Annotated in this window: 8 protein-coding genes; 5 read left to right on the top strand and 3 right to left on the bottom strand. The window is 60.6% G+C overall.

Annotated elements, in window-relative coordinates; all coding sequences use genetic code 11:
* The first annotated feature begins 94 nt into the window (after positions 1 to 94).
* From IP81_RS01235 to IP81_RS01220, 4 genes are all read left to right on the top strand, one after another.
* Positions 95 to 952: an arginyltransferase gene (locus tag IP81_RS01235; RefSeq protein WP_054106154.1), complete on the top strand. Its 858-nt coding sequence runs from the start codon at positions 95 to 97 to the stop codon at positions 950 to 952.
* Complete coding sequence (locus IP81_RS01230) at positions 846 to 3,164, top strand: autotransporter assembly complex family protein (protein WP_231626195.1); 2,319 nt, start codon at positions 846 to 848, stop codon at positions 3,162 to 3,164. Before IP81_RS01235 ends, IP81_RS01230 begins: the two co-directional genes overlap by 107 nt.
* Entirely contained in the window at positions 3,164 to 7,351 is a 4,188-nt protein-coding gene (locus IP81_RS01225; protein ID WP_054106153.1) for a translocation/assembly module TamB domain-containing protein, read from the top strand. The genes IP81_RS01230 and IP81_RS01225 overlap by 1 nt, the downstream gene beginning before the upstream one ends.
* Positions 7,352 to 7,414: 63 nt before the next feature.
* Complete coding sequence (locus tag IP81_RS01220; RefSeq protein ID WP_054106152.1) at positions 7,415 to 8,683, top strand: glycosyltransferase; 1,269 nt, start codon at positions 7,415 to 7,417, stop codon at positions 8,681 to 8,683.
* Here IP81_RS01220 and IP81_RS01215 read toward each other — a convergent pair.
* Positions 8,664 to 10,088 (bottom strand): aldehyde dehydrogenase family protein, encoded by a 1,425-nt coding sequence (locus IP81_RS01215; protein ID WP_054106151.1) that lies wholly within the window; start codon positions 10,086 to 10,088, stop codon positions 8,664 to 8,666. The genes IP81_RS01220 and IP81_RS01215 overlap by 20 nt on opposite strands.
* A gap of 125 nt (positions 10,089 to 10,213) precedes the next feature.
* A complete protein-coding gene (locus IP81_RS19995) occupies positions 10,214 to 10,360 on the bottom strand; it encodes a lmo0937 family membrane protein (RefSeq protein WP_157573028.1) in 147 nt (48 codons plus the stop codon).
* A 154-nt stretch (positions 10,361 to 10,514) separates the two neighbouring features.
* Here IP81_RS19995 and IP81_RS01210 point away from each other — a divergent pair, with 154 nt between their 5' ends.
* On the top strand, positions 10,515 to 12,806 hold the full coding sequence (locus IP81_RS01210; RefSeq protein ID WP_369800689.1) for a putative bifunctional diguanylate cyclase/phosphodiesterase: 2,292 nt from the start codon (positions 10,515 to 10,517) through the stop codon (positions 12,804 to 12,806).
* Positions 12,807 to 12,812: 6 nt separating this feature from the next.
* On the opposite strand, the gene IP81_RS01205 is transcribed toward IP81_RS01210, so the two are convergent.
* Positions 12,813 to 13,298 (bottom strand): CHAP domain-containing protein, encoded by a 486-nt coding sequence (locus tag IP81_RS01205; protein ID WP_054106149.1) that lies wholly within the window; start codon positions 13,296 to 13,298, stop codon positions 12,813 to 12,815.
* Positions 13,299 to 13,364: the final 66 nt, after the last annotated feature.

The raw sequence follows: 13,364 nt of genomic DNA, 5'->3' as shown, positions 1-13,364 counted from the left end.
TCTATGGTTAATGGGGCTTTCATCATTTGAACGGCTGAGGCATTGTCCCATTTGACAGGCCGGATAGTCCGACCGCAGGAGGCAACTGTAAGCCGTGACCGCCCCCGTTCGATTTCCGCGCTTTTTCGTGACCAGCCCTGCACCGTGCCCTTATCTATCGGGCCGGAGCGAGCGGAAGGTGTTTACTGAGTTGAAAGGTCCGAACGCGGACGAACTGAACGATGCGCTTAGCCGCATCGGCTTTCGCCGCAGCCAGACCGTGGCGTATCGGCCCAGTTGTGTGGAATGTACTGCCTGCGTATCGGTGCGCGTGGTCACGCAAGAGTTCAAACCATCGTCTACACAGAAGCGGATCTGGAAGCGCAGCAAGGATCTGGTGGTGAATGTGTGCCGCCCATGGTCTACCCCGGAACAGTTTGAGCTATTGCAGCGTTATCTTGCAGTGCGCCATCCCGGCGGGGGGATGGCAACCATGGACGAGATGGACTTTTCCGACATGGTGGAACACTCACCCGTAAAGAGTTATGTGATTGAATATCGTGAGCCGACAGACGATGGCTCGATGGGGAGATTGGTTGGCGCCTGTCTCGCTGACGAGCAGGGCGATGGCCTCTCGATGATTTACAGTTTCTATGACCCACAACATGAGACACGGTCCGGGCTTGGCACTTTTATCATCCTTGACCACATCCAGCGCGCGGCCCGCGTGGGATTGCCTTATGTCTACCTCGGCTACTGGGTCGAGGGATCAGAGCGCATGCAATACAAAGTGCGTTTCCGGCCCATGGAAAAACTTGGCCGCGATGGGTGGGAGCGGTTCAAACCGGCCGAACAGGCCAGCGCCATTGGCCGCGCGGTTGCCGCGCGCGGTGGCGGCAACAGCACAGGCAGCGTGGAAGGCAGCCTCAAGGACGGCGTTTACGGGGCGCAAGAGCGTTACGCGCACGTCTGATTTGCCATTGGCGCGGATCGTTGCGGCGCTGTTGGCGCTGGGCGCGCCTGCGCAGGTTTTCGCGCAGTCGATGCCAGTTGGTCTTCAGGCCGATCAGGAGCTTCAGGCGCTGATCCCGGATTCTGCGGTGCAGGATGCCGATACGTGGGCGGTGGATACCGATGCCGCGCGCACCGGCGCTCCGCCCGAGACGTTGATCGAAGAGATCGAGGCAGACGCCGCCATGCCCGATATTGCGGGCATCACCATTCCCTGGCCCGATGGCACTGAATTGCCAACGATCGAGCCGCTGTCGCCCGATCCCGACATTGATGTGGCCGAACAATCCACCGATGCTGCGGTCGAGGCTTTGCCGGGGCAGGAGGAGACCGATACAGGCGTTGGTGCAAAGCTGGTTGACGCCGATATTGTGCGCGTGGGCAGCCAGGTGGAGCTGGCGTTCCCGCGCGGTGCTGATGCCATTGCCGATCAAGCGGCCATCGCAGCGCGGTTTGCCGGGCTATCGGCGCTTAAATCGTTCGATGATGATGAGGACAATCTGGCCCAGATCGTGCGCCGTGCGCGGACCGACCGGGAATTGCTGATCAATATCATGCGCATTCACGGGTTTTACGATGCGCAACTGTATCAGTCGCTTGGCGGGTTGTCTGCTGCCGCGAGTGCCGATGACGCGGGACCGGTCGATGTTGAGAAGGTTGTGGTGCGGTTCGATTTACAGCCCGGCCCGCAGTACCGGTTAGGCCGGATCGGCTTGGGCGAGCTAGATGCCGGGGGCGATGCTTTTGCGGCGCTGCGCGGGGCGTTCAAGCTCAATCCGGGCGATGCGATCAATTCGGACCGGGTGGTTGCCGAGCGGTTGAACCTGCAAAGCGCGCTTGGTGAAGGTGGCTATGCCTTTGCCAAAGTGGGCGCACCTGATCTGTTGATCGATCATGAGCGACGCGAGGGAGATTTAACGGTTCCGGTGACGCCGGGCGGCAGATACGCCATCGGGCGGGTGGTTTCATCGCGCGAGACATTCCTGAGTTCGCGCCATCTTGACCGCATCGCCCGGTTTGACAATGGCGATGCCTATAAACTGTCACAGATTGATGATCTGCGGCAGGCGGTTCTGGCGACCGGGCTGGTTTCTTCGGTAACGGTGGAAACGCGCGAAGTTATCAAGCCGGTGGGCGAAGCGCCGGGCACGGTTGATGTTGACGTGACGTTGACGCCAGCGCCGTTGCACACCATTGCGGGCCTTGCCGGTTATTCAAGCGGGGAAGGTTTCCGGCTTGAGGCGCAATGGGAACACCGCAATATCTTCCCGCCCGAAGGCATGCTGCGCGTGCGCGGCGTGGTGGGAACGCAAGAGCAGTTGGCGGGGGTGACGTTCCGCCGCAACAACTTCCTGAAGCGCGACCTGACCTTCAATTCCGATATCTTCGTGCGCAATCAGGTGAGCCCGGCGTTCGAGGCTTTGACGATTTCGGGCATTGCCGGGGTTGAGCGGCAGACGACGCTGCTGTTCCAGAAACCGTGGATATTTGCAGGCGGCCTGGAAATTCTGGCGACGCGTGAACGCGATGCGGCGGCGATCCGGGCGAATGCGCCACGCACGACCTATTTCATCGGCGCGCTGCCGATGCGCGGGATGTATGATGGCAGTGACAGCCTGCTTGATCCCACGCGAGGTTTCCGTGCGGGCTTGCGCGCTTCGCCCGAGATTTCGGTGCAGAACGGCGTGCGATCCACTTATGGCCGGGTGCAGTTTGACGCGAGCTATTACCAGCCCGCCGGCGATAGCGTGGTGGTGGCAGGGCGCGTGCGGCTGGGCACGATCATGGGCGCGCCGATTGCCAGCATCGCACCATCGCGCCGGTTCTATGCCGGTGGCGGCGGATCGGTGCGTGGCTATGGCTTCCAGCAGATCGGCCCGCGCGACGCGCTGAATGCGCCGAGCGGTGGCCGCGCTTTGAGCGAGTTTTCGCTGGAAGCGCGCGTCAAGACGGGGCTGATGGGCGGTGCGGTAAGCGTTGTGCCGTTTGTGGATGCAGGCGCGGTGGACACCACCACGCGCCCCAGTTTTCAGGACATCAAGATCGGGGTTGGCGTTGGCGTGCGCTACCAGACCAATTTCGGGCCGATCCGCATTGATGTGGGTACGCCTCTGAACCGTTCCCCCGGTGACAGCCTGATTGGCGTTTACGTGGCCTTGGGGCAGGCGTTCTGATGGACGGAGCGAACCCGACACCTGTCGCACCGGTGCGATCCCGGAAAGTGCAGTTTGCCTTGGGGTTTGCGCGCCGGATGGCGATCCTGATGGTGGCAGGCTTGGCACTGGTGCTGGCAGCGTTGCTGGTGCTGGATTCATCGCTGGGGCACCGGCTGGTGGCAGACCGGATTGCGGCATTTGCACCTGGTTCCGGTTTGCGGATCGAGATTGGCCGGATTGATGGTTCGATTTACGATCAGGCATCGTTGCGCGACATTCGGGTGAGCGATCCCGAAGGGGTGTTTCTGACGATCCCCGAGGCGGAATTGAGCTGGCGGCCATTTTCATGGCTGAAAACCGGGCTGGATGTGCGGTTGCTGGCGCTGCATCGCGGGATTTTGCGCCGCGCGCCGCGTTTGCGCCCGAGCGAGGACAAGAACGCGCCGATCCTGCCGGACTTCGACATTCGCGTAGACAAGCTGGTGATCGACAACCTGACCGTTTCAGAAGCGATGGCGGGGCAAAAGCAGCGGGTAGATATGGTGGCCCGCGCGGATATTCGCGGCGGGCATGCGATTGTTAATGTGGATGGCCGGTTCGGCGAGAAAGACCGGATCGTGTTCAAGCTGGATAGCGAACCGGACCGCAACACGTTTGATCTGGCGCTGACATATGATGCGCCCAAGGATGGCGTGATTGCCACGCTGGCAGGGGCAAAGCGCGACATCAGGGCGCGGATATCTGGACGCGGCAGTTGGGCGCAGTGGAACGGGCTTGCCTATGCCACACAGGATGGTGAGCGGCTGGCGGCGTTTCAACTGGAGAACCGTTCGGGGGCTTATAAGCTGGCGGGGCAGGCGTGGCCCGGTGAGATACTAAAGGGGATTGCCGGACGCGCGGTGGGGCAGACGCTGTCGGTTGTTTATGACGGTACATTTGCCGGAAACGCGCTTGATGGCCGCTTGGCGGTGGCAGGCGAAGCGTTTGAAATGGCGGCCAGCGGGAAGCTTGATCTGGCGAACAACGAAGCCGACGCGTTGCAAGTGCGTGCCAAAGTGCTGCGCGCGGACCGGTTGGTATCATCGCCGCAGCTTGAGAATGTGGCGCTGGATGCGACGCTGGATGGTGCCTTTTCCGATCTGGAAATCGAGCATGTGCTGACAGCGGGGCGGCTCAAACTGGGCGCGCTGGATGCACAAGGGTTGCGCAGCGCAGGGACCGCGACATGGGACGGCACGCGCTTTGTGCTTCCCTTGGCGGTGACCGCGCGTCGGGTGACGACGGGCAATGCTTTGATCGATCCGCGCTTTCCGGGCGGGCGCATTACCGGCGATCTGGAGTTTGCGGGCAGCAAATTGACGTCTGACAATCTGACTTTGGCGTTGAAGGGGCTGGGCGCGCAGTTGGCGTTGAGCGGGGACATGGCGCGGGGCGGCTATGCGCTGGCAGGCCCGGTGGCGGCGCGGGGATTTGCCTTGTCCAACCTCGGCTCGGTCGATGGTAATGCCAAAATTCTGTTCAAGATCGGCAATGGCGTGCCTTGGACCTTGCAGGCCAATGTGGCGGGGCGGATGACGCGCATTGACAACGGCACATTGCAAAGCCTGACCGGCGGCAACGTGCGTTTTGCCGGAGGTTTGGCGCTGGGCGAGCGTATTCCGGTGACGTTCCGCAAGGCAACGGTGACTTCGGCCAAGCTGCAATTGGCGCTGGATGGCAAAGTGCAGACCGGCGGCGCAGCTTCACTGACCGGGCAGGGCCGCCATACCGAATATGGTGCGTTTACGGTGCAAGCGGCGATGACCGGTGAGGGGCCGAATGCGGTGTTGGTGTTTGCCGATCCGCTGCCTGCGGCGGGCCTGAAAGATGTGCGCGTGGCACTATCGCCCATTGCCAATGGCTTCCGCATCGAGACGGGCGGGGAATCGCGATTGGGGCCGTTTGCGGGGGCGTTTGGCCTGTTTATGCCGCAGGGCGGTCCGGCGCGCGTCGAGATCGAGAAGTTTCGCGTGTGGCAAACAGATGTGACCGGCGGGGTGACGCTGGGCGAGGCGGGTGTTGCAGGTGAACTGGCGATGGTTGGCGGCGGGCTGAACGGTTCTGTGCTGCTGGCACCGCGCGATGGCGGGCAGGGCTTTGATGCCAATGTGACTGCGCGCAACGCCAAGTTTGGCGGGGCCAAGCCGCTATCGATCGGCAATGCCAAGATCGATGCGACAGGACTTATCAAAGATGGGCATTCGACGGTAGAGGGCACGCTGCTGGCCGAGGGGATCGGCATGGGCAAAGTGTTTGTCGGACGGTTGGCAGCGGCGGCCTATTTGCAGGATGGCAGCGGTTCGGTCACCGCATCGGTTTCCGGCAGACGCGGGACGCGGTTTGCGTTGCAAGGTACGGCGGCCTTCGCGCCCGAGCAGATCGTAGCTTATGTTTCAGGCGAATATGCCGGGCGCAATGTGACGATGCCCCGGCGCGCGGTGATGACGCGTGAGGGCGAGGGGTGGAAACTGGCACCCACACAGATCGGCTTTGGACGCGGCATTGTGATTGCGGAAGGCCATGTGCTGGGCGGGCCGACGCAGATGAAGCTGCTGCTTTCGCAAATGCCGGTGTCGGTGGTGGACATCGTCATTGCCGATCTTGGCCTTGGCGGGGTGGCATCGGGCGTGGTCGAATACGCCAATGACGGGCAGGGTGCGCCTTCGGGCAATGCTGCGCTGATGGTCAAAGGATTCACGCGGTCGGGGTTGGTGCTCACATCGCGCCCGGTTGATTTGGCGCTGGTGGCGCAGCTTGACCCGGATGATTTGCAAGCGCGCGCGGTGATCCGCGAAGGCGCGGATATACGCGGGCGGTTTCAGGCGAGGATAAGCGGTTTGCCGCGCGGCGGCAGCGTGATGGAGCGGCTCTCTGCGGGGCAGCTTGCGGGGCAATTGCGCTATTCCGGACCGGCCGAGGCGCTGTGGCGTTTGACGGGGGTGGAGATCTTTGACCTGACCGGACCGCTGGGCGTGCGCGCGGATATTGGCGGCACGATTGTGGCCCCGATTTTGCGCGGGGCGTTATCTTCCAAGGGTTTGCGGTTGCAAAGCACGCTGACCGGCACGGATATCCGCCAAGTGCAGATGGCAGGGACGTTTGCGGATTCAACACTGTCGCTCGCCCGGTTTTCGGGCACGACGCCCAATGGCGGGACGGTGAGCGGGAGCGGGAGCGTCGGCCTTGCCAACCTTGCAACGCGCGGGCCTTCGATTGATTTGCGCCTATCGGCCAAGAATGCGGCGCTGGTTAATCGTGATGATATGGCAGCAGCGGTGACTGGCCCGTTGCGCGTTATCAGCGATGGTGTGGGTGGCACGATTGCCGGACGCGTACGGATTGATACGGCGCGATGGACGCTGGGCAACGCCAGTGTGGTGCGCGAATTGCCCAACATCGCCACGCGTGAAGTGAATGCGCCTGCCGATGCTGCGCCCGCGCGCGTGGCCGCTTCGCCATGGCGGTTCCTGATCGATGCGGCGGGGGTCAATCGCATCGCAGTGCGCGGGCTGGGCTTGGATAGCGAATGGGGCGCAGATATCCGCTTGCGCGGAACGACGGCAGCCCCGCAGATATTGGGCACGGCGGATCTGGTGCGCGGCGGTTACGAGTTTGCGGGCAAACGCTTTGAACTGACGCGGGGCCGCATACGCTTTACCGGGCAAGTGCCGGTTGATCCATTGCTGGATATCGTGGCCGAGGGCGATGCGAACAACGTCAGCGCCAAGATCACGATCACCGGAACGGGTTTCAAACCGGTTATCACGTTCTCATCAACCCCTGCTTTGCCCGAAGAGGAATTGCTGAGCCGGTTGCTGTTCGGCAGCTCGATTACGCAGATTTCGGCACCTGAAGCGGTGCAATTGGCATCGGCGCTGGCCAGTTTGCGCGGTGGCGGCGGACTTGATCCGATCAACAAGCTGCGCGCGGCGATCGGGCTGGACCGGTTGCGGATTGTGGGGGCTGATCCGTCGATCGGATCGAGCACCAGCGTTGCGGTGGGCAAGTATCTGGGGCGGCGCGTGTTTGTGGAACTGATTACCGATGGCGGCGGCTATAGCGCGACATCGGTGGAGTTCCGGATCACGCGATGGCTAGCGGTCTTGGCGACGGTATCGACCATCGGCGATGAAAGCATCAACTTGCGGGCAGCCAAGGATTATTAAGCTGCTGTAACGGCGGTGCAATACCGACTTCAAACTGACACTTCTCCGTGGCCTTGGGGAAGTATGACCAACGCATTGCGCCCGCTGCTTCTATGCGATCTGACCCAGAGTTATGCGCCGCATGGCGGCGGGGGGATTGGCACCTATTTGCGCGAAAAGCGGCGCTATATTCTGGATCATACACCGCACCGGTTGCTGCAGATCGTACCCGGCCCGGAAGACCGCATTGTCGAAGACGGGCGGCACATCTGGGCCGAAGTGGGGGCCGAACAAGTGCGGGGCAGCCCGAACTATCGCTTTATCATGCGCACCGGTGTGGTGCGCGATGTGTTGGAGCGATACCGGCCCGATCTGATTGAATCACAGTGTCCATGGGTGCTGCCGTGGACGGCAATCCATTATGCCAAGGCGTTTCCGGAGACGGCGCTGGTGGCGGGTTATCACACCGATTTTCCCGAGGCGCACATCTATCGTGTAGGGTCGAGCTTGTTCGGCAGCTTTGTGGCGAGCGGGTTGCGGCGGCTTGCCACGGGCTATGCGCAATTGACCTACCGCGAATTTGACCGCGTTTACACGCTGAGCACGGTGATGGCGCGGGCGCTGGATGAATATGGTATCGGCCATGTGGATGTGCTGGCCTTGGGGGTGGATACCAAACTGTTCCATCCGCAGCGTCGCGATCCGGCGTGGCGCGATAGCTTGGGCCTGACCGCGCGTGGGCCACTGCTGGTTTATGCCGGACGGCTGGACAATGAAAAGCGCGCTTATCGGCTGCTGGAAATGTTCAAGCGGTTGCCGTCATCGCTCGATGCCGGGTTGGTGCTGATCGGCGATGGCAAGCTGCGCGAGATGCTGGAGGAGCATTCGCGTGGTTGGCAGGTGGCGTTTCCGGGTTATATTGCGGATCGTGCGCAACTGGCGCGGGCTATGGCGTCTGCCGACATCTATGTTTCGGCAATGGCGGACGAAACTTTCGGCATTTCGGTGATTGAGGCGCAAGCAAGCGGTCTGCCGATTGTGGGTGTGGCATCCGGCGCGATGCCAGAGCGTGTGCCCGAGGGAACCGGAGTGCTGGTGCCGGTGGATGATTCAACCGCCATGGCCCAAGCGGTCGTGGCGCTGTGGCGCGGGCCGTATCGGCAGATGGGGCAAGCGGCGCGCAGCCATGTGGCGGGGCGCTTTGAATGGCGGCAGACGTTTGAGGCGCTGTTGGGTGAGGTCTACCCCAAGGCGCTGGTGGCGGCGCAAGCACGCATGGAAAAGGGCCGCTCCGGTTGGAACGGCCCTGGTATTCTGTCCAATCGTGATTTGATCAGGCAGGCAAGCCGCTGATTGATTTCATTTCCATGAAGTCCTTGAGGCCATAGAGCCCGCCTTCACGGCCATTGCCCGATTGCTTGTAGCCACCGAATGGAGCGCCGGGCGTTGGCCCCCAGTTGTTGATGGCGACCGCTCCGGCGCGCAGTTCCGGCACGATGGCAGCCGCTTGCGCGGGATCGCCGGTGATGCAAGCCGATAGGCCGTAAACCGTGTCGTTGGCGATCTCAATGGCATGATCGAGGCTGTCATAGGCCATGATCGTGGCGACGGGGCCAAAGATTTCCTCTTGCGCAATCCGCATATCGGGAGTGACGCCCGAGAACACGGTGGGCTTGATATAGTAGCCGCGATTGACGTTGGCAGGCAGATCAGGGCCGCCGGTTTCAAGCTTTGCGCCTTCATCGATGGCTGACTGTATCAACCCGCGAATTTTGTCGAACTGCGCCTTGTTGACGACAGGGCCAATATGTCCGCCTTCTTCCATCGGATCGCCGACAGTGGTTGCCGAATACATTGCCGAGACGAATGCGGCGGCTTCATCGGCGCGTTCACGCGGCACCAGGATGCGCGTGGGCGAAATGCAGCTTTGCCCGCTGTTGACGAGGGGGCCAGACGCGGTCGACGGCAAATGCGCGGCGAAATCGGCATCGGGCAGCACCAGATTGGGCGACTTGCCGCCCAGTTCCTGATGCACGCGCTTGACCGTATCGGCAGCGGCCTTTGCCACGAGGATGCCGGCGCGGGTAGAGCCGGTGAAGCTGACCATATCAATGCCGGGGTGCGAGCTGATTGCGGTGCCAACACCCGCACCATCACCCTGAACGAGGTTGAAGACGCCCGGCGGAACGCCTGCGGCATCAAGGATTTCAGCAAAAATCGCAGCGTTGGTGGGGCACTCTTCCGATGGCTTCAGGATCATGGTGTTGCCAGCTGCAATGGCGGGCGCAACTTTGAGCGCGATCTGGTTCAGCGGCCAGTTCCACGGGGTGATCATGCCAACCACGCCGATGGGTTCATAGGCGACTTTGAAAGCGCCGTTGTCTTCCAAGAAGTTGAAGTTCTTGAGCGCGGCGATGGTGCCAAGGAACCCGCCAATACCCGCGCCGACTTGTGCCGTGCTGGCGAAGCTGACAGGTGCGCCCATTTCCTCGGCCATGGCGGCAGCAAGATCAGGCACACGCTTTTTGTATTCGGCAATGATCCGGTCCATCAGCGCCAGGCGTTCTTCGCGCGTGGTTTTGCTGAAGGTTTTGAAGGCGGCGGTCGCGGCAGCCACGGCCTTGTCAACGTCTGCCTGCGTTCCCAAAGTGATAGCGCAGCAAGCTTCTTCGGTGGCCGGATTGATGACTTCGTGGCGGGTGCCGCCTTCGCTGTTGACCCACTGGCCATTGATGTAATGTTGAAGCCTCTCGCGCATGGCGAACTCCCAAACTGAGATTAAAAAGGGCGTGTCCCGGACGGTTTCTGGTCCGATGTTCCACGCCCCCGAAGCTAGGCATTAGCGTTGCATAGTGCAACCTGTCTCCTGTGCGGTTTGGATGTTCAGCCCCGGCGGCCACGAAAGAGCTGCACCAGACCGACAATCAGGGCGAGAACGAGCAGGATGTGGATAACGCCTGCGGTGATTTTGAAGGCAAAGACGCCAAGCACCCACAACACAAGTAGAACAAGCGCGACGGTTAACAGCATGAGAATTCTCCCGGAGACCCTCCCGTCAGGTGTTCTCACCCAAGCAATCCGTGAGCACCCGGATTTGTTCCATCGACAGATCAGCGCTCTGCGCGTGACTTGTGGTTTCCACAGCCTCTCCTGATAACCATTTCTTTGTAACCGTTTGCTAATCATGAAGATAATGAGGAAGCTGCCTTCTTTTCGGCGAGAAAGATCGCAAAAGGCGGCAGGTGCGACCAGCGCCGGCTGGATTATTGCGGCTACCTTCCTGGCTCTTTTGGCGCTCACCGCAGCGTTGGTTATGGCGTTTCGCAATTCTACGAACATTGCCGATGAATATGCCCGAACAGAAGAAAGGCAGTTGGTGCAACGCTTTGTTGAACGCAACGGCCGCAAGATTGCCGAAGCTGGTATGCTGCAAGTCCGGTGGGATGATGCCGTTACCAAGCTGAATAGCCCGGACTTCGAACCGTGGGCTCGCGAGTTTCTGGCAGGATATTTTTGGGGTAGCCAAGGAATTGACCGCCTCTACCATGTTCGCTTCGATGGAAGGGTGGTGCATTGCTGGAGGGGCGTCAAGCTGGAAGGTCAGTGCCAGCTTGGAGCGCTGGAACACCAAGTCCGTGAATTGATCAAACGCTCTGCGCACGAAAGTCGCAGCAAAATGCGGCCTGCGCAATCGCGCAAACATGGCGGCGTAAGCTGGCCCTATGATGCCAAAGGGCTACCCATCCCTCGAGGACTGGCATCTTTGGCGCGGCACGAAGGCAAACCGGCGTTTCTGGCCGTGGCATCGATTGTTCCCGACGTTCAACCCGCGTTGCTGCGCGGTGCGCCTGACTATATCGTGCTGGTGCGCCATTTCGATGAACGGGTTATCGCCGACATCGGCGGTTCGTTATTGCTTTCAGATGTGCGCCTGACCATGCAGCCAGACATGGCAACTGGCCGGAATGCATTGTCGCTGACCGACATCGCTGATGCCAAGGTCGGCTATTTGTCCTGGGTTGCAAAACCGCCAGGACCGGCGATCTTGCGGCGCACTGCGCCACTGCTGGCGATTTATCTCCTGTTCTTCCTGGGCGTAGTTGCAGGCGGAGCGATTATCGTGCGGCGGATGCGAAGGACGACCGGTGAATTGATTGCCAGCGAAGCGCAGGCACAACACAACGCGATGCACGATGCTATGTCTGGTTTGCCCAATCGCACGCATTTCATGCAGCAATTGCAGCAAGAGCTTTCGGCCTGTGTAGAACGGCGCGAACTGGGCGATGTCTTCGTGGCCTATATCGATATTGACCGGTTCAAGGTGGTGAACGATACGCTTGGGCATCAGGTAGGTGACGAAGTTGTGCGACAAGTGGCATTGCGTTTGCGCAAGTCGCTGCCACCGGATGATTTCCTTTCGCGTTTTGGCGGCGACGAGTTTGTGCTGTTGCGGCGTTCCATCGGAGGCAAAGAAGCCGCTGATATGATCGGCCGGCAGATCATGGCAGTGATGAGCGAGCCGTTCATGATTTCCGGAAGCAACCTTGATATCAGTTGTTCTTGCGGGATCAGTTGGGGGCCGGAACAGAGCGAGGATCCCGGCGAGTTGTTGCGCAGATCCGACATCGCGCTTTACCGCGCCAAGCAGCGGGGCCGTATGCGCTATCGCCGGTTTACGCGCGATATGGATGCGTCTGTAAAGCTTCGCCGCGAAATGGAAATGGAATTGCGCCGGGCCATCGCGCGGGATGAACTGGCATTGGCCTACCAGCCAATCGTTGATGAGGTTGACGGCAAGATTCAAGGGTTTGAAGCCCTGTTGCGCTGGCCGCATCCGGAACGTGGGGCCATCCGGCCCAACTTGTTTGTACCGGTGGCAGAACAATCAGGAATGATGGTGCCGCTGGGCAATTGGGTGCTGCGCAAGGCATTTACAGAATGTCGTGATTGGCCAGACAGCGATATCTCGGTAAATTTGTCGCCGTTGCAGATTATGGCCAGCGATTTCCTCACGACCATTGATGCGCTGCTGCGCGAGACGGGAGCCGATCCGAACCGGTTTATCCTGGAAGTGACGGAAGGCGTGATGCTGGACCGCAGCGAGCATGTGATCGAAGTCCTCAAGGAACTGAATTACCGGGGATTCCGTATCGCATTGGATGATTTCGGGATCGGTTATTCGTCGCTCAGCTATCTGCGCTCGTTCCAGTTCGACCGGATCAAGATCGACCGTTCATTTGTCCAGAATATAGAAGCTGATCTGGATGCGCATTCCATTCTGCGCGCGATTGTGTCGCTGGGCCATACATTGCGGATGAAGGTTGTGGCAGAAGGTGTTGAAACGCCTGTGCAACGAGCACTGGTGCAGGCTGCCGGATGCCAGATGATACAGGGGTACTTGTTCTGGAAGCCTATGCCACCGGAAGAAGCCTTGGCGTTGCTGCTGCCGGTGCCCGAAGAGGCTTTGCGTGCTTGAGCGTTATCAGCCCTTGGCGTCTGCCTTGACCGCCGCTGTTGCGGTGAGGGTGCGAGGATAGATGAAGCCGTGGGCAGGGCTGGCGCGCAGGCCCACTGACTTGGTTGGCGCGTACCAGACGCGGACTTCGCTCCAATCACCAGCAGCCGATACATCGACTGCGACAACGCCGCGATCAACCGCTCCGGGACCTGACCAGTTTGCATGATCGATCAGAATGTGGCGGGCATCAACGAGTTTGCGGACGACGGCAACGTGGCCATACGGCATGGCGCGGGTGCCCGAGAATGCGAGAACGGCGCCAGCCTTAGGCTGATTTCCACGCTCATAAGTGCCTTCGGCGTTGCCCCACCAATCGCGTGCATTGCCCATGATCTGCACGTCTGAAATCTGCCTGGCATAAGTTACGCACTGCAACCGCGCATGGGCGGCAGCGGGCATTACGGCGAGAGACATGAGTGCGAGGAGCGTTGCGATCAGTTTACGAAGCATGGGCTTATCAATAACGAACTGGCCGGATTCGATAAGGTACGCGGGCCTCGGTTCATCTGGCGCTCA

Source organism: Novosphingobium sp. AAP83 (assembly GCF_001295795.1).
Taxonomy (GTDB): Bacteria; Pseudomonadota; Alphaproteobacteria; order Sphingomonadales; family Sphingomonadaceae; genus Novosphingobium.
This window is presented reverse-complemented; position numbering and strand designations above follow the sequence as displayed.